This window comes from Gordonia araii NBRC 100433 (assembly GCF_000241265.1).
GTDB classification, from domain to species: domain Bacteria; phylum Actinomycetota; class Actinomycetes; order Mycobacteriales; family Mycobacteriaceae; genus Gordonia; species Gordonia araii.
In genome coordinates this window covers 24489-40503 of record NZ_BAEE01000057.1, presented here as the reverse complement: position 1 = coordinate 40503, position 16015 = coordinate 24489, and the positions used below count along the sequence as shown (strand labels likewise).

General features: G+C 67.8%; 15 protein-coding genes. 6 read left to right on the top strand and 9 right to left on the bottom strand.

Annotation, left to right across the window (positions count from 1 at the left end; genetic code table 11):
- Positions 1-275: 275 nt before the first annotated feature.
- The 4 genes from GOARA_RS19015 to GOARA_RS11705 all read right to left on the bottom strand — a co-directional run bounded on the left by GOARA_RS19015 (position 276) and on the right by GOARA_RS11705 (position 3287).
- A complete protein-coding gene (locus GOARA_RS19015) occupies positions 276-872 on the bottom strand; it encodes a DUF8020 domain-containing protein (protein WP_050947262.1) in 597 nt (198 codons plus the stop codon).
- Between the two features lie 152 nt (positions 873-1024).
- Positions 1025-1900: an exodeoxyribonuclease III gene (locus GOARA_RS11715; RefSeq protein ID WP_007322592.1), complete on the bottom strand. Its 876-nt coding sequence runs from the start codon at positions 1898-1900 to the stop codon at positions 1025-1027.
- Between the two features lie 31 nt (positions 1901-1931).
- Positions 1932-2516, bottom strand: a complete 585-nt coding sequence (locus GOARA_RS11710) for a DUF1707 SHOCT-like domain-containing protein (protein WP_007322591.1) — start codon at positions 2514-2516, stop codon at positions 1932-1934.
- 54 nt (positions 2517-2570) lie between these two features.
- Entirely contained in the window at positions 2571-3287 is a 717-nt protein-coding gene (locus GOARA_RS11705; protein WP_007322590.1) for a FadR/GntR family transcriptional regulator, read from the bottom strand.
- Positions 3288-3335: 48 nt separating this feature from the next.
- Here GOARA_RS11705 and GOARA_RS11700 point away from each other — a divergent pair, with 48 nt between their 5' ends.
- Complete coding sequence (locus GOARA_RS11700; protein ID WP_007322589.1) at positions 3336-4610, top strand: CynX/NimT family MFS transporter; 1275 nt, start codon at positions 3336-3338, stop codon at positions 4608-4610.
- 66 nt (positions 4611-4676) lie between these two features.
- On the opposite strand, the gene GOARA_RS11695 is transcribed toward GOARA_RS11700, so the two are convergent.
- On the bottom strand, positions 4677-5306 hold the full coding sequence (locus tag GOARA_RS11695; RefSeq protein WP_007322588.1) for a TetR/AcrR family transcriptional regulator: 630 nt from the start codon (positions 5304-5306) through the stop codon (positions 4677-4679).
- A 155-nt stretch (positions 5307-5461) separates the two neighbouring features.
- Here GOARA_RS11695 and GOARA_RS11690 point away from each other — a divergent pair, with 155 nt between their 5' ends.
- From GOARA_RS11690 to GOARA_RS11670, 5 genes are all read left to right on the top strand, one after another.
- A complete protein-coding gene (locus tag GOARA_RS11690; protein ID WP_007322587.1) occupies positions 5462-6865 on the top strand; it encodes an MFS transporter in 1404 nt (467 codons plus the stop codon).
- A gap of 88 nt (positions 6866-6953) precedes the next feature.
- The gene (locus GOARA_RS11685; protein ID WP_007322586.1) at positions 6954-7436 is read left to right on the top strand and encodes a Fur family transcriptional regulator; all 483 of its coding nucleotides are present in this window, start codon (positions 6954-6956) and stop codon (positions 7434-7436) included.
- Positions 7433-9667: a catalase/peroxidase HPI gene (gene katG / locus GOARA_RS11680; RefSeq protein ID WP_007322585.1), complete on the top strand. Its 2235-nt coding sequence runs from the start codon at positions 7433-7435 to the stop codon at positions 9665-9667. The genes GOARA_RS11685 and katG overlap by 4 nt, the downstream gene beginning before the upstream one ends.
- 54 nt (positions 9668-9721) lie before the next feature.
- Positions 9722-10456: a class I SAM-dependent methyltransferase gene (locus GOARA_RS11675; protein ID WP_007322584.1), complete on the top strand. Its 735-nt coding sequence runs from the start codon at positions 9722-9724 to the stop codon at positions 10454-10456.
- 255 nt (positions 10457-10711) lie between these two features.
- A complete protein-coding gene (locus GOARA_RS11670) occupies positions 10712-11170 on the top strand; it encodes a hypothetical protein (protein ID WP_007322582.1) in 459 nt (152 codons plus the stop codon).
- A gap of 9 nt (positions 11171-11179) precedes the next feature.
- On the opposite strand, the gene GOARA_RS11665 is transcribed toward GOARA_RS11670, so the two are convergent.
- From GOARA_RS11665 to GOARA_RS11650, 4 genes are read right to left on the bottom strand one after another with little or no spacing between them, the layout of a single operon-like run.
- On the bottom strand, positions 11180-11779 hold the full coding sequence (locus tag GOARA_RS11665; protein ID WP_007322581.1) for a TetR family transcriptional regulator: 600 nt from the start codon (positions 11777-11779) through the stop codon (positions 11180-11182).
- Positions 11776-12579, bottom strand: coding sequence for an enoyl-CoA hydratase family protein (locus GOARA_RS11660; protein ID WP_007322580.1), 804 nt, complete (start codon positions 12577-12579; stop codon positions 11776-11778). Before GOARA_RS11660 ends, GOARA_RS11665 begins: the two co-directional genes overlap by 4 nt.
- Before the next feature lie 32 nt (positions 12580-12611).
- On the bottom strand, positions 12612-13769 hold the full coding sequence (locus GOARA_RS11655; RefSeq protein WP_007322579.1) for an acyl-CoA dehydrogenase family protein: 1158 nt from the start codon (positions 13767-13769) through the stop codon (positions 12612-12614).
- 31 nt (positions 13770-13800) lie between these two features.
- A complete protein-coding gene (locus tag GOARA_RS11650; protein ID WP_007322578.1) occupies positions 13801-16008 on the bottom strand; it encodes an acetyl/propionyl/methylcrotonyl-CoA carboxylase subunit alpha in 2208 nt (735 codons plus the stop codon).
- Positions 16009-16015: the final 7 nt, after the last annotated feature.

Genomic DNA, 16015 nt, shown 5'->3' with positions numbered 1-16015 from the left:
GGCGGTGTGGATCGCCGGTTTCGGCGACGCCCCCGCGGTCCCCGCCGGGACCACCACCAGTGCTGCTGTGACCGCTGCGAGTGCAGTCAATACGGACGCGAAATTCTTCATCCCGACCCCCAGGAGAGTTCCAAAACGCGCGGGCGCGCGTTGCCTTCACCCATCACACCACACCCGCCTCCCGACCGAAAGCCGCGTCGGCGCAATGGCTCTCACGACGAACCGGCCGGACCCTCGAGGAGGGTCCGGCCGGTCGGTCTTGTTGTGTACTGCGGTCAGCCCGGCATATTCCACCAGCGCCAGAAGGCACGGATGGTCTCACTGCGGTACCGGTCGCCCCATCGGCCCCGACCACAGTTGTCGTATCCGACGTAGGCACCGATCGCCGCGCCGATCGGGACGGTGATCCAACCGAGGATGATGAACCCCACGAGCAACCCGATAAGACCGCCGACCAAGGTCGACGGCGCGGCGCAGCCCCAGTTCTGGTTCGCCAACGCGTTCATCTGGTCCCAGGCCTGCCCCTTGTTCCGGGGCCGCGGCAGCGGACGCCGGTAGGTCAGCGCCGGGTGATACCCGAACGGCTTCAACTCTGCCGACTTGGCGTCGGAAGCGATCTGTGCGCGCAGCGGGGCGGTCTTCCCCTCGGCCTTGACCGTCAACGGGACGCGGCTCTTGACCGCACCCTTCGAGTTCATGAGCAGGAGTTCGTTGCCGACCTGCTTGATCGAGCCGGAGCCCACTTTCAGCGACACGGCCTGCATGTCCTTGGTGAGCGAAACCTGCGCCGGGCCCGTGTCGATCACGGGCGTCCGCGCTCCCGCGGTCGCGGGTTCGACGACGAGCAGCGCCGCGACGGCTGCTGCGAGCATTCCCAGAATTGAAGCGATCCGCTTCATCGACCTCCCCTTTCGGATCAACCGCAGTAACACTGCAGTTGTCACGATCAAATCACAGAATCTTCGTGTATTCGGGGCAAACTCCAACTTCGAGGTTCACGTGCGAGTTGTGCGACGCTTCCTGCTCACGCCTGCGGCAGCCGCGCCGAGGCGGTCCGCTTTGCCGGATTCGACGGCGGCGGGACGACCGGGCCGATATCTCCGTCGGGCGCCGTGTCCAGATCGACGATGACCGGCGCATGGTCGCTCGGCTTACTCCCTTTGCGCGCCTGCCGGTCGACGAAGGCCGCGGCCACGCGCGGTACCAGGTCGGAGCCGGCCAGGATGAGGTCGATCCGCATACCGAGGTCTTTGTGGAACATTCCGGCGCGGTAGTCCCAATAGCTGAATACCCGTTCGCCCGGCCACCGCTCGCGAATCACATCGGTCAGGCCGGCGTCGACCACGGCTGCGAGCGCGGCGCGCTCGGCGTCGGTGACATGCGTGTGCCCCACGTAAGCGGCGGGGTCGAAGACGTCCTCGTCGGAAGGAGCGATGTTGATGTCGCCGCACACCATCGTCGACGACGGTCCCGCGGCGACCACGGCGTCACGCAGTGCGGAAAGCCAGCCGAGCTTGTAGTCGTAATGATCGGACCCGACCTCGCGCCCGTTCGGCACGTACAGCGAATAGACGCGCACCCCGTCGCAGACCGCCGACACCGCTCGCGCCTCGACCGGCCCGGCCGGATCGGGGTAGCCGGGGGTGTCGGGAAAAGCCAGTTCCACGTCGTCGAGCCCGACACGGGAAAGCAGCGCGACCCCGTTCCACTGGCCTTGGCCGTGGTGGGCCCACTCGTAGCCGAGTCCCCCCAGGTCCTCGCCGAGCAGCGCCTCGAACGCATCGTCGCCGAGTTTGGTCTCCTGCAGGCACACCACGTCGGGCCGACGCTGTTCCAGCCACGGCAGCAGGCGCGGCACCCGCGCCGATATCGAGTTCACATTCCAGGTCGCGACACGCATGCCACCAAGTTAGCGTCTGGCCTTCGCCGGGTCAGCGGCGCTTGACCACGACGCCGGAGGCCGCGGCCACCAGTCCAATGACGGTGATCGCCGGGCCACCGGGCCGGCGCGGCGCGTCTGCCTTGTCCTTCACGCTCGACCATCCGCTCTTGGCCAGCTTCTGCAGCCGGATCTCCTGGTCCGGCCCGACCCAGATCTTCACGTTCGTCGCCGAGACCTGCAGGTCGAGTTCGACCGCCGGAGCGGCGAAGACGCCGCGGCTGAAATCCAGCTGGACCGTACCCATGGAACCGGTGACGACGATCTGCGGCGGCACCTGCCACACGCCTTTGCGCCGCACCGTGCTCCACTCGGCGTCGAGATGAAGCGGCTCCACCCCGGCCGACGGCGCGTCGGCCGGCACGGCGTCGGGAAAGAGTTGGCCGGCCGTCGGCAACCGCTCGAGTGCGGTCCGCAGCTCGGCGCGCGTGCGACTGGCGTAGACCGCACCGGAGCGGTCCTCGAACTCGACCATCTCCAGATAGCCCGACGCGAACGCATCGGTCAGCAGCCCGATGGCGCGTTCCCGTTCAGGATTGCCGATGAGCAGGTCATCGTCGGCGTTGCCCTCAGTCACGACTCCCACCCTAACGGCGGGCCCCGCTTCCAACCGGGAGCGGGGACTGACGCATCAGCCTTCGGCGTCGCGGACGCAGTCGAGCACTTCCTGCGCGGCGCCGGCCGCACGCAGCGGATCGCCGTCGATCACCGCCTCGACCAAGGCGGTGTGCTGCTCCTCGTAGGAGGACGACGCCCCGACCGGACGCTCGGCGATCGTCCGGCGCAGCGCGGGCAGGAGCAGGTCGTAGAACTCAAGATAGATCTCGTTGTGACTGGCGACGACGATCGCCCGGTGCAGCTGCGCATCGGCGTCGACGATCTCGTCCCGCTCGTCCGCCGAGGTCGCCGCGGGCCGGTCCCACAGATCGTTGCGGCGGGCCAGCAACTCGCGCAGCATCGCGATGTCGTCCTCGTCTCGTCGTCGCGCGGCCAGATCGGCGGCCGTCACGTCCAGCGCCTCGCGCAGCTCGATGAGATCCCGGCGTCGCGCCGAGGAGAAGTAATCGCCGAGTGCGACCTCCTGCTCGTCGACGGCGAGAACGTAGGTGCCCGACCCCTGCCTGCGCTCCAGCACACCCGCGTGCACCAGCGCGCCTACCGCTTCGCGCAGCGTGTTGCGCGACGCGTCGAGAAGCTCGACGAGCTCCGGTTCGGTCGGTATCCGATCCCCGACCGCCCATTCTCCGGCTGCGATTCTGCGACGCAGTTCGTCTGTGACCTGCGCGATACGCGTGGACCGTCTGCCGTCTTGCACACGGTCGATCGTATTTCGGTTGAGGGTTGCCATGGATTCATCCTATGATTTCAGGGTCCGAAATTCATCCTATGAATTGGTATGCCGATGCTCGTCGACGACCCCGACCTCGCCACCGCGCTCCCCGCCACCGCGCCGTCGAAGCGTGCGGTGGCGCGGTCTGCGCTATCCGGCCGCATCATCGTGGTCGTCGCGATCCTCGTCTTCGCCGCCTCGCTGCGCACGGCGGTGACCTCGATCGCGCCGCTGCTCTCTCGCATCGCCGAGGAGATCGGCTTCGGCGCGACCACCATCGGGATCGTCGGCATGATGCCCACGGCGATGTTCGCCTTGGCCGGGTTCGTCGCCCCGATGTTGAGCCGGCGGTTCGGCCTCGAACAGCTGACCCTCGCCGCGGTGGTGGCAACCGGAGTCGGTATCGCGGTCCGGTCGTTCTCGTCGTCGACCGCCGCTCTGCTGGTGTGGTCCGGCGTCGCACTGATCGGCATGGGAATCGGCAACATCGTCATCCCGCCGCTCGTCAAGCGCTACTTCAGCGACCGCATCGCCCTGATGTCGACCGCGTACATCACCTTCGTCCAGCTCGGCACCGCGGTGCCGGCGGCATTGGCCGTCCCGGTCGCTGACGCCCACGGCTGGCGGATCTCCCTGGCCGTCTGGGCGCTGGTGCCCGCGATGGCCGTTCTGCCGTGGGTCGGCATCGTCGTCGCGCGTCGTCGCGACCGCGCCTCTCGCCCGACCGTCACCGCCGAGCGGGCGACGGGCCTGTGGCGCACACCGCTCGCGTGGGGCATGACCTTCATGTTCGGGATGACCTCGCTGGTGACCTACTCGCTATTCACCTGGCTGCCGACCATGGTCACCGACGCCGGCGGCAGCGAGAGCCTCGGCGGGGCGGTCGTCGCCGTCTTCGCCGCCCTCGGATTCTTCGGCACACTGGTCGCACCTGCGATCTGCGCCCGCTTCCGCAACCCGTTCGGGTTCGTGATCTTCTTCATGACCTGCCTGATCATCGGCCTCGTCGGGATCGTATGGGCACCGACGCACGGCACCTGGGTGTGGGTGGTCCTGCTGGGAATCGGGCCGACGACCTTCCCGATGGCCCTGACGCTGATCAACCTTCGGACCCGCACCGACGCGGAGTCGGCCGCGCTCTCCGGGTTCGCCCAGGGCGTCGGCTATCTGCTCGCCTGTGCCGGCCCGCTGTTCGTCGGCGTACTGCACGAGACCACCAACGGCTGGACGGTGCCGACGACCTTCCTCTTCGCCTCGATCGCCGCGCTCACCGCCGGTGCGGCCGTTGCTTGCCGCCCACTCCCCGTCGTCGTCACCGAGGTCCCGTCGTCGACCGACTAAAATCGTCGTCTGGGCACCCACAGGTGGTCACTATGACCACGACACCGGCCACAGCGGACGAAATTGTCAGCCGGACGAGCCCAGCATTCCGTCGATCTGCGCCGCGATGGCCCGCCGCAGATCGAAGTTGTCGACGACCTGTCGCCACTTCGGCAGCATGGCCGACACGCGGGGCAGATCGGCGACGGCGGCCGGATCGATGGTGTCGAACCACCCGTGCTGACCGGCCGCGCGCTGCCTGGCCAGCTCGGCCCAATGGACATCGCTGACCGTCAACGACCACACCACTCGCCATAGATCCAGCACCGTCTGATCGTCGGCACCCAATTCGTAGGCCGCCTCGAAGAAGCGTTCGGCGATGGCCAGGGCCGGGGTACCGACGTTGGCGCCCTCTTGAAGAATCGCCACGATCCAGGGGATCGCGGCGAGGCGATCTCGCATATCGATCGCGATCTCGATCATCCGCTCACGCGGCGGACCCGTCGGCACGGCCCAATCGATCCGCGCGGCGACCTCCGAGAGGGCCATCGACAGCAGCGCCTCCTTGTTGGGCACGTAGTGGTACAGCGTCATCGGCTTGGAGCCGAGCTCGTCGGCCAGCCTCCGCATCGTCAGCTTGTCGGCGCCTTCGTGCTCCAGGATCGCGAGCGCGGCGTCGATGATCGTCGTTCGATCGAGGGAGGCTGACGGTGGCATGCCTCCATCTTGGCCCATCAGCCCGCCTCGGCGCCGGACCATGCCGCGCAGCGGTTCCGGCTCCGAGTTAGGCGGCCCTTCCCTTTCGGCCCGAAGACCGGTAGATTTCGTACGCGCACGATTTCGTACATGCACGACTACCGGAAGGCGTGCCCATGTCGACTGAATCCGCTGCCCGCGGCGACGCACCTGTCTCACCCGTTCCCCGCCGCACCGGGCTCCTGATCGCGACGGTCTTCGGCCTGCAGTTCCTAGTCGGCCTCGACATGTCGCTGGTGAACATCGCTCTCCCCGACGCCAAGGCCGACCTCGGATTCACCGACGCCGGCCTGCAATGGGTGGTGACCGCATACCTACTGTGTTTCGCCGGCTTCCTCCTCGTCGGCGGCCGCCTGGGCGACATCTGGGGCCGCCGCACGGTGATCATCACCGGGTTGACGTCTTTCGCGGTGGCGAGCGCCATCGGCGGTCTGGCGCAGACCCCCGGGTTGCTCGTCGGCGCTCGGGCCGCGCAAGGGCTGGCCGGAGCCCTGATCGCACCGGCGGCACTGGCACTCGTGGCCACCATCGCCGACGAAGACCGGCGGCGCAGGGCAATGGCGGTGTGGGGCGCGGCGAGCGCAGCCGGGGGTGCCGTCGGCGTCGTCGCCAGCGGACTGCTCACCGAGGCCTTCAGCTGGCGCGCGGTCATGTTCGTCAACATCCCGATCATCGCGCTGGTATTGGCAAGCGCACTGGCGAGCGTGCCGCGCGGAGACCGGCGCGACACTCAGATCGACCTGCTCGGCGGGGTTCTGGTCACCGTGGGCCTCGGCGCGCTCATCTACGCGGTCACGGCGACCGGAGAGTACGGCTGGACGTCTGCCCGCGCGCTGATCGGTTTCGTCGTCGCGGTCGTGCTCCTGCTCGGATTCGCGGCGACCGAACGCGCCAGCGACCACCCCATGATGCCGATCCGGGTCCTTGCCACACGCAGCATCGTCGGCGCCAACGTCTTCGGGTTCATGCTCGCCGCCGGACAGCTGGCCGCCTTCTACTTCTGCTCGCTCTACCTCCAGCAGGTGTGGGCCCTGACGCCTCGCGCGGCCGGCGTCCTCTTTCTCCCCTTCTGCTTCTTCGTCGTGGTCGGCATCGCGGCGGCCACCAAACTCGCCAAGACCTACGGCCCGCGGAAAGTCATCGTGGTCTTCGGTCTGATCGGCGCGGCCGGCCTGGCGATGTTCTCCCGCCTCCCCGACACCTACGACTTCTGGCTGGGCATGTTCGTCCCCTCGGTGGTCACGGCCATCGGCATCGGCGGCTCGATGATGCTCATCGGCGTGGCCGGCACGACGGGCGTCGGCCCCGACGACGCCGGGATCGCGTCCGGCGTCCTGAACAGCTCCCGCCAACTCGGCGGAACCATCGGATTGGCCGTCCTCGTCACCATCGCCGCCCAGTACTCCGTTGCCGCGGACGGTTTCCGCACGGGCCTCGCGATGGCCGCCTGGCTCCTGGTCGCCGCCAGCGCCGCGGCATGGCTGATTCTGCCGCGCGACCGCGCCGCACACGTGGAATGACGAAAACGATCGAGGCCACGAGCAGGCAAAAGGTCCCCAATTTCGAGAAAACTGTACTCAGTCAAGAAAACTGAGGCACACTGGAGTTGTGCCACCCCCCGACGAGCTCACGGCGGCGCTGCGCTCCGCCGATCTGCGCGTCACGCGACCTCGCGTGGCGGTGCTCGACGCCGTCCACCAGAATCCGCACGCCGATACCGACCACGTGCTGACGCAGGTTCGCGCCGAGTTGCCGACCGTGTCCCGGCAGGCCGTCTACGACATCCTCGCCGCGTTCACCGCCGCCGGAATCATCCGTCGCATCCAGCCCGCCGGAACCATCGCGCGCTATGAAGCTCGCGTCGGCGACAACCACCACCACGCCGTATGCCGGGTGTGCGGCGAGATCACCGACATCGATTGCGCGACCGGCGAGGCCCCCTGTCTCGACGGCCCTCTCCCGGACGCATTCACCGTCGACGAGGCCGAGGTCATCTACTGGGGCACCTGCGCCAGCTGCTCGGGCCTCGCCGACAACAGACTTCCCAAAGAAGACCCAGCTCCAGCCCAACCCGAAAGGATCAGGAAATGACTGACGCCGCAGAACTCGACGATGTGAACGCATCGGACGCCGGCTGCCCGGTGATGCACCATCTCAGCCGCCCCACCGAGGGGTCCGCGACCCAGGAGTGGTGGCCCAAGCGGCTGAACCTGCGCATCCTGGCCTCGCACACGTCGGTATCCAACCCGATGTCGACCGACGAGGACTTCGACTACGCCAAGGAGTTCGAGAGCCTGGACCTCGACGAGGTGAAGGCAGACCTTCGAAAGGTCATGACCGACTCCAAGGACTGGTGGCCGGCCGACTACGGCAACTACGTCGGCAACATGGTCCGCATGACCTGGCACGCGGCGGGCACCTACCGTGTCGCTGACGGTCGCGGCGGCGCCGGCAACGGCCAGCAGCGATTCGCACCGCTCAACAGCTGGCCCGACAACGTCGGCCTCGACAAGCCCCGACGGGTGCTCTGGCCGGTGAAGAAGAAGTACGGCCGCAAGCTCAGCTGGGCCGACCTGATCGTCCTCGCGGGCAACGTCGCCATGGAGAACTGCGGGTTCGAAACCCTCGGCTTCGCCGGTGGCCGCCCCGACCAGTACGAGGGCGACGACGAGACCTACTGGGGCCCGGAGACGACGTGGCTCGCCGACGAGCGCTACACCGGCGACCGCAAGCTCGACAACCCGCTGGCCGCCGTCCAGATGGGCCTGATCTACGTCAACCCCGAGGGCCCCAACGGCAACCCGGATCCGCTGGCCGCCGCGCAGGACATCCGCGAGACGTTCAAGCGCATGGCGATGAACGACGTGGAGACCGTGGCCCTCATCGCCGGCGGGCACACGTTCGGCAAGGCCCACGGCGCCGGAGACGCGGATAAGCACGTCGGACCGGAGCCCGAGGCTGCGCCGATCGAGCAAATGGGCCTGGGCTGGAAGAACAGCCTCGGTACCGGCAAGGGCGACGACACCATCCAGTCGGGTTTGGAGGGTGCGTGGAACAGCACGCCAACGACCTGGGACAACAACTTCTTCTGGACGTTGTTCGGCTACGAGTGGGAACTCGGCAAGAGTCCGGCCGGCGCCCAGCAGTGGCATCCCAAGGACGGTGCCGCGGCGAACACGGTTCCCGACGCCGAGTACCCGGACGACGCGGAGAAGCGCCACGCGCCGATGATGCTCACGACCGACCTCGCGCTGCGCATGGATCCGGAGTACGAGAAGATCTCTCGCCACTTCCTGAACAATCCGCAGGACTTCGCCAAGGAGTACGCGAAGGCGTGGTTCAAGCTGACCCACCGCGACATGGGACCGCTGAGCCGCTACAAGGGCACACACGTTCCCGACGAGGTGTTCATCTGGCAGGATCCGATCCCCGAGATCGACTACGAGCTCGTCGGGCCGAAAGACATCGCCGACCTTCGTCAGCGGATCGCCAAGTCGGGCCTGACTGTCGGCGAACTGGTGTCAACCGCGTGGGCGTCGGCGTCGACCTACCGCAACAGCGACAAGCGCGGCGGTGCCAACGGCGCACGGATTCGTCTTGAGCCGCAGCGTGATTGGGAGGTCAACGAGCCGGAGAAGCTGGCCAAGGTGCTCGGTGAGCTGGAGAAGATCCAGTCGGAATTCAACGACGCCCAGACCGGCAAGGTCCGGATTTCGCTCGCCGACCTGATCGTGCTTGCCGGCGGTGTGGGCGTCGAACAGGCCGCCAACGCCGCGGGCCACCCGATCAGCGTGCCGTTCCACCCGGGCCGCAACGACGCCACTCAGGAGGACACCGACGTCGAGTCCTTCGAGTACCTCGAGCCCAAGGCCGACGGCTTCCGCAACTACCTCGGCAAGGGCAACGAGCAGCCGGGCGAGTACCTGCTCGTCGACAAGGCCAACCTGCTGGGTCTTTCGGCTCCGCAGATGGCCGTCCTCATCGGCGGATTGCGCGTGCTGGACGCCAACCATGGCGGATCGACCAAGGGCGTCTTCACCGAGCAGCCCGGGGTGTTGTCGAACGACTTCTTCACCACCATCACCGACATGGATGTCTCGTGGGCTCCGAAGGCCGACGAGGAGGAGACCTACGTCGGGACCGTCGGCGGCAAGCCCAAGTGGACGGGCAGCCGCGTGGACCTCGCGTTCGGTTCCAACGCCGAGCTGCGCGCCCTCTCGGAGGTCTACGGCGCCGACGATGCGGAGGAGAAGTTCGTGAAGGACTTCGTCGACGCGTGGGTCAAGGTCATGGACAACGATCGGTTCGACCTGCACAGCTGATCGGCGTCTCGATACGTCGAGACCAACGGGCCGGGCTACCGTGAGGGTGTGAGCATGCACCAGCACGGTGACCCGGCCCGTCCCGTTGATCCCCGCGACCACTGGGAGGACTTCTACGGTGACGGCAAGCGCCCGTGGAGCGGGAAGCCCAATGCGATCCTGGTCGACGAGACGGCCGGCCTTCAGACAGCGGGGCGCACCGCGCTGGACCTGGGCTGCGGGTCGGGCGCCGACGCCATCTGGCTGGCGCAGCAGGGCTGGTCGGTGACCGCTGTCGACATCGCCGAGGCGGCGCTGGCGGTCGGGCGGGAGCACGCCCGGGAAGCCGGCCTGCCGGATGAAGCTATAGCCTGGCGCCGCGTCGACCTGAGCAACGACTTCCCCGTCGGCACCTGGGACCTCGTCAGCGCTTTCTATTTGCATTCGCAGGTCGAGCTGGCCCGGGCCGACATCCTCCGCAAAGCCGCGGCGGCCGTCGCACCGGGCGGCTCCCTGCTCGTCGTCGGACACTGGGGCATGCCGGATTTCCGGTTCGACGGTGATCCGCCCGAGTTCCCCAGTACCGACGATGTACTCGCCGATATCGGGGCCGCCCCGACCGATCCGCCACCGGAATCACCGGCAGCGACGTCCGGTGCGGCATCCGGACCGGAATCGGCAGCAACGTCCGGAGCGGAGTCGAGCGGCTGGACGACGATCCACATCGGGTTAGCCGAGGTAGCGATGACCGATCCCGAGGGCAATCCCTGCGCGCGGACCGACAACGTGGTCCACCTCCGCCGCAACTGAACGCCGACCGTGCCCACATTCCCGCCGACCGTACCCACATTCCCGCCGACCGTGCCCACATTCCCGCCGACTGTGCCCACATTCCCGCCGACTGTGCCCACATTCCCGCCGACCGTGCCCACATTCCCGCCGACCGTGCCCACATTTCCGCCGACCGTGCCCAGTTCCCGCAACGACTGATGTTTGATTGATCGCAGTCCCGGGTATTCCGAATCGGGCACCGCCTATCCGGCGGCCGTCGGAAGGAGGCAAAGGATGACTGCACAACCGACCCGACTGATCGCCGCAACCGCGATCGCCCTCGCCGGAATCGCCGCCCCGGCTCCTCTCGCCCATGCCGGCGAGGTCCGTCACAAAACGACGGCCATCTGCAAGAGCATCAGCCCGAACGTCATCGACAACCCGTACGCGGGTCGGATCACGACGACGCAATGGCTCCCCAAGGAGCGAGGCCGGATCACCGTGGTCGTCGCGCAGTCGAAGTCGGTCTTCGGCTACCAGAACCGTCCGCGTCTGGCCTGGCACAACCTGACCACGGGTGAACGCGGGCATGCGAGCACCATTTCCTACAGCAACCTCAACGCCGGTGCCGCGACCTTCATCAACATCCGGACCGGCTCCGGTCGCGTCACGTTGAAACTGCGGACCTACAACAGCAACAAGTTCTGGTCGTTGCGCTCGACCGCATGCTCGGCGACGGTCAGGGTTCGTTGACGCCGAGGTTCAGCGCAGCGCGTCGGCGAGCTGTTCGCTCCAGGTCGCGACGACCTGCTGACGACGGCGAGAGTCGTCCGACAGCGTGTCGGCCAGACCGAGCCCGCGTGCCAGGTCCAAGGTCACCTGGGCCAGCCGGTGGGCCTCGGCGTTCTCCCCGGACGGGTCGAGCGCCTTCACGGTGAACTTGTGCGCCGCCCGCGCGAGCTTCGCCTCCAACGGCAGGATCACTTCGCGCAGCGCCGGATCGGACGCGGCCGCCGCCCACACCTGCAGTGCGGCCTTGAACTCGGTGCCGGTGTAGATCGCGACGGCCTTGTCGACGACGGCGGCCACCCGGGCGTCGTGATCGTCGGGGAACTCGGTGATCGCCATCGACGCACCACTGGTCATCGACTCGAACATTTCCTCCATGACGGCGGTGATGAGCGATTCCCTGGTCGGAAAGTGATGCTGCGCCGCTCCGCGCGAGACCCCGGCCGCCTCGGCGACCGCCGCGACCGTGGTCGCCGACCATCCTTGCGCCGCAAGCATTTCCACGGTCGCATCCAGTAGGCGCTCCCGCGTCGCGCGAGAGCGTTCCTGCTGCGGCTGGCGGGCGGCGGTCATCGCTCGCTGGTGTCCCAGCTCGGCTTGCCCTTCGACAGGAAGGCCGTCATGCCCTCACGCGCTTCGTCGGAGGCGAACAGGGCGGCCGACTCGGCGGCTCGCGCGGTCGCGTTCTCGTCGAAATCCGCGAGGATCGCCGCGGTAGTCAGCCGCTTCGACGCCGCCAGCCCCTGTGGCGAGGCTTTGCGGACACCGGTGAGGACGTCGTCGAGCACCGCGGACAGCTCCTCGGCGCTCGACGACGCCTGGGTCACCAGGCCGATCCGTTCGGCCGTCGCCGGATCGAACTTCTCACCGGTCAGGAAGTAGCGTCCGGCCGAGCGCGCCGACATCTTGGGCAGCAGCACGATCGAGATGATCGAGGGTGCCAGTCCCAGGCGCGCTTCAGTGAGGGCGAAGGTCGCCTCCGGGCCGACGAGCGCGATGTCGGCCGAACCGAGCAGGCCGAAACCGCCCGCCCGCACATGCCCATTCGCGACGACGATGACCGGCTTCGGCATCGCCAGCATGGTCCGCATCAGCCCGACCATCGCTCGCGCGCCCTCGGCGGTCGCCTCCTCCGGGCTCAGGCCCCGGCGCAGCGCCTCGCCCAGATCGGCGCCGGCGCAGAAGGTTCCACCCGCGTGGGTCAGCACGACAGCCCGCACCGACGTATCGTCGGCGGCTTCGGCGAGCGCGGCCGACAACTGACCCACCAACACCGACGACAACGCATTGCGGTTCGACGGCGAGTTCAGGGTGATCGTCGTGACCGCACGGGTCGTCTCGACCTCGACGACGGTCTGTTGCGCTTCAGACATCGCTCTCCTCCTTCTCCGGCCGGCTGCGACGGCTAGTACGACTTCGGCAGGCCGAGGCTGGTCTGCGCGACGAAGTTCAGCACCATCTCGCGGCTCACCGGCGCGACCTTGGCGATACGAACCAGCGCGAGCATCGGCGCCAGCCCGTATTCACTGGTCAGACCGTTTCCGCCGAGCGTGTGTACGGCCTGGTCGACGAGTTTGGTCGACGCCTCCGCGGCCGCGTACTTCGCCATGTTGGCCGGCTCGGCCGCACCCCAGTCGTCACCGGCGTCGTAGAGCGTGGCGGCTTTCTGCATCATCAGTTTGGCCATCTCAAGCTCGACCTTGCCCGCGGCCAACGGGTGGGCGATGCCCTGGTGCGCGCCGATCGGCGTCTTCCACACGGTGCGGTCCTTCGCGTAAGCGACGGCCTTGTCCAGCGCGTAGCGACCCATGCCGATCGCCGACGCCGCGCCCATGATGCGCTCGGGGTTCAGCCCGGCGAACAGCTGACTCAGGGCGGCCTCCGGCTCGCCGACCAGCGCATCGCCGGGCAGCCGTACGTCGTCGAAGAACAACTGGAACTGCTTCTCGGGGTTCTGTAGCTCCATCGGGATCTGCGTATAGGTGAAGCCCTCGGCGTCGGTCGGCACGATGAACAACGCCGGCGCGAGTTTGCCGGTCTTGGCCTCCTCGGTGCGGCCGACGATGAGCACGGCGTCGGCCTGGTCGACTCCGGAGATGAACACCTTCTGCCCCGACAGAATCCAGTCGTCACCGTCGCGACGGGCCGTCGTCGTGATCTGGTGAGAATTCGACCCCGCGTCGGGCTCGGTGATACCGAAGGCCATGGTGATTTCACCGCTGGCCAGCCCCGGCAGCCACTTGTCCTTCTGCTCGTCGGTGCCGAAGCGGGCAATGATGTTGCCGCAGATGGCCGGCGAAACGACGAGCATCAGCAGCCCGGTGCCCGACGCGGCGAGCTCCTCCATCACGATCGACAGCTCGTACATGCCGGCACCGCCGCCGCCGTACTCCTCGGGGAGATTCACGCCGATGAAGCCGAGTTCACCGGCCTCTTTCCACAGATCGGTGGTCTTCAGATCTTCCTTGGCGCATTTGCGGAAGTACTCGGCGCCGTACTTCTTTCCCAGCGCGGCGACGGCGGAACGCAGTTCCTTGCGCTCGTCGGATTCGATGAAACTCATTGGTTCTCTTTCGTTTTCGTGGTTCGCGTGGTCAGGATTCGTCGGATTCTTCGGATTCCGCCTCGATGATCGCCAGCACATCGCCGACGGCTAGCTGGCGGCCGACCTCGACGGCCAGTGTCGCGACGATGCCATCACTCGGCGCGGCGATCGTGTGCTCCATCTTCATCGCCTCCAGCCACAACAGCGGCTGACCGGCGGTGACCTTGTCACCCTCGGCCACCGCGACACGGATGACCGAGCCGGGCATCGGCGCGAGCAGCGAACCCGGGCGCTGCACCGTCGACGGGTCGATGTAGCGCGGCACGACGCCCAAAGTCACCGACTTGCCCGGTGAGTCGACGAAGACCGTGTCGCCGTAGCGCGCGACGATCAGGTCGCGGGTGACGCCGTTGGCATTGAGGGTCACCAGGGTCTCGATACACCGGGTCGCTGCGCTCCCCGGCACTCGACCACCGTGGGGGAACACCGGACCGGTCGCGACACCGGCCGCCACTCGACCACCGTGGGGGAACGCCGGGCCAGTCGCGAAACCGGCCACCACTCGACCACCGTCGGGCGACGCCGGAGCGCTTGCGATCCCAACCGCCACGACCTCGACGCCCTCGTCGTCGGGAAGGACGACGCCGTAGCCGGGGGCACGCGCGCTCACGGCGGCACCGGCCCGGCGCTCGAAGCGGTACCGCACCGTCACCTCGTCGTCACCCGCGCCGAACTTCTTCTCCTGGAAGCCCGACGCGATGTTGCGGAACCCGGACGGGATCGCCGGAAGCGCCTGTGCGCCAGCGCGATTCCACTCGGCATCTGCGAGCGCCGCTGCGATCGCCGCCAGCCGTGCGTCCGCTTCGTCAGCGAGCGGCGCGGCAAGCACGTCGAGCCCGACCTCGTCGATGAACGCGGTGTCGGTATCGCCGGAAAGGAACTGTTCCGACCTCAACGTGTTCACCAGCATGTCGCGGTTGGTCACCGGACCGTGCAGGGTCGCGCCGGCCAGCGCCGCCGCCAACGTGGCGGCCGCTCGTCGACGGGTCGGCGCCCAACTGATCACCTTGGCGATCATCGGGTCGTAGAAGGTGGAGATTTCGCTGCCGTCGGCGATTCCGGTGTCGACGCGGATTCGCGACGCCGCCGACGCGCGCTCGTCTACCGCGAACCGGTGCACCGTCCCCGACTGCGGCGCCCACTCGGCGGCAGGGTTTTCCGCGTAGAGCCGCGCCTCGATGGAGTGCCCGACGGCGACCGGTTCGTCGCCAGTCAGCGGCTCCCCCATCGCGACGCGCAGCTGCCATTCGACGAGATCGAGGCCGGTCGTCTCTTCGGTGACCGGGTGCTCCACCTGCAGACGCGTATTGGTCTCCAGGAAGTAGAACCGCCCGTTACCGTCGGCTAGGAACTCGACCGTGCCAGCACCCGAATACCCGATGGCGGCAACGGCTTTGCGAGCTGCGTCGTAGAGCCGCTCGCGCAAATCTCCGCCGAGAGACTCGACCAACGGCGCGGGCGCTTCCTCGATGACCTTCTGGTGCCGGCGCTGGATCGAGCACTCGCGCTCGCCAACGGCCCAGACCGCACCGTGGTTGTCGGCCATCACCTGGACCTCGATGTGGTGGCCGCGCTCGACGTAGGGTTCGCAGAACACCGTCGGATCGCCGAAGGCCGACTCGGCCTCCCGTTTGGCGGCCGCGACATTCTCGTCCAGGTCGGCGAGGTCCCGCACGATCCGCATGCCGCGCCCGCCGCCACCGGCCGAGGCCTTGATGAGCAGCGGCAAGTCGTCCGCGGTGACCTTTGCCGGATCGAGGTCGCCGAGCACCGGAACGCCCGCGGCGTCCATGAGTTCCTTGGCGTTGACCTTCGACCCCATGGCGGTGATCGCCGACGGCGGCGGTCCGATCCAGATCAGTCCGGCATCGATCACCGACTGCGCGAACTCCGCGTTCTCCGAGAGGAACCCGTAACCGGGGTGGATGGCGTCAGCGCCGGCCGCACGCGCGGCGTCGATGATCAGCTCGCCTCGCAGGTATGTCTCCGCCGACGTCGAGCCGGGGAGCCGGACGGCCGAATCCGCTTGGCGCACATGAGGAGCGTCCGCGTCCGGATCGGAGTAGACCGCGACGGTGGCGATGCCCATGTCGCGGCAGGTACGGAACACCCGGCAGGCGATCTCGCCGCGGTTGGCGACGAGTACCGAGGTGATCGCACGCGTCGCGGCCGTCTTGTTCTTCGTTTTCGTAGTCATGTCCGCC

Excerpts from the sequence above, each read along its gene's own strand:
- GOARA_RS19015 (WP_050947262.1), bottom strand. The coding sequence starts at position 872 with ATGCTCGCAGCAGCCGTCGCGGCGCTGCTCGTCGTCGAACCCGCGACC.
- GOARA_RS11715 (WP_007322592.1), bottom strand. The coding sequence starts at position 1,900 with ATGCGTGTCGCGACCTGGAATGTGAACTCGATATCGGCGCGGGTGCCG.
- GOARA_RS11705 (WP_007322590.1), bottom strand. The coding sequence starts at position 3,287 with ATGGCAACCCTCAACCGAAATACGATCGACCGTGTGCAAGACGGCAGA.
- GOARA_RS11700 (WP_007322589.1), top strand. The coding sequence starts at position 3,336 with ATGCCGATGCTCGTCGACGACCCCGACCTCGCCACCGCGCTCCCCGCC.
- GOARA_RS11695 (WP_007322588.1), bottom strand. The coding sequence starts at position 5,306 with ATGCCACCGTCAGCCTCCCTCGATCGAACGACGATCATCGACGCCGCG.
- GOARA_RS11690 (WP_007322587.1), top strand. The coding sequence starts at position 5,462 with ATGTCGACTGAATCCGCTGCCCGCGGCGACGCACCTGTCTCACCCGTT.
- katG (WP_007322585.1), top strand. The coding sequence starts at position 7,433 with ATGACTGACGCCGCAGAACTCGACGATGTGAACGCATCGGACGCCGGC.
- GOARA_RS11675 (WP_007322584.1), top strand. The coding sequence starts at position 9,722 with ATGCACCAGCACGGTGACCCGGCCCGTCCCGTTGATCCCCGCGACCAC.
- GOARA_RS11670 (WP_007322582.1), top strand. The coding sequence starts at position 10,712 with ATGACTGCACAACCGACCCGACTGATCGCCGCAACCGCGATCGCCCTC.
- GOARA_RS11665 (WP_007322581.1), bottom strand. The coding sequence starts at position 11,779 with ATGACCGCCGCCCGCCAGCCGCAGCAGGAACGCTCTCGCGCGACGCGG.
- GOARA_RS11660 (WP_007322580.1), bottom strand. The coding sequence starts at position 12,579 with ATGTCTGAAGCGCAACAGACCGTCGTCGAGGTCGAGACGACCCGTGCG.
- GOARA_RS11655 (WP_007322579.1), bottom strand. The coding sequence starts at position 13,769 with ATGAGTTTCATCGAATCCGACGAGCGCAAGGAACTGCGTTCCGCCGTC.
- GOARA_RS11650 (WP_007322578.1), bottom strand. The coding sequence starts at position 16,008 with ATGACTACGAAAACGAAGAACAAGACGGCCGCGACGCGTGCGATCACC.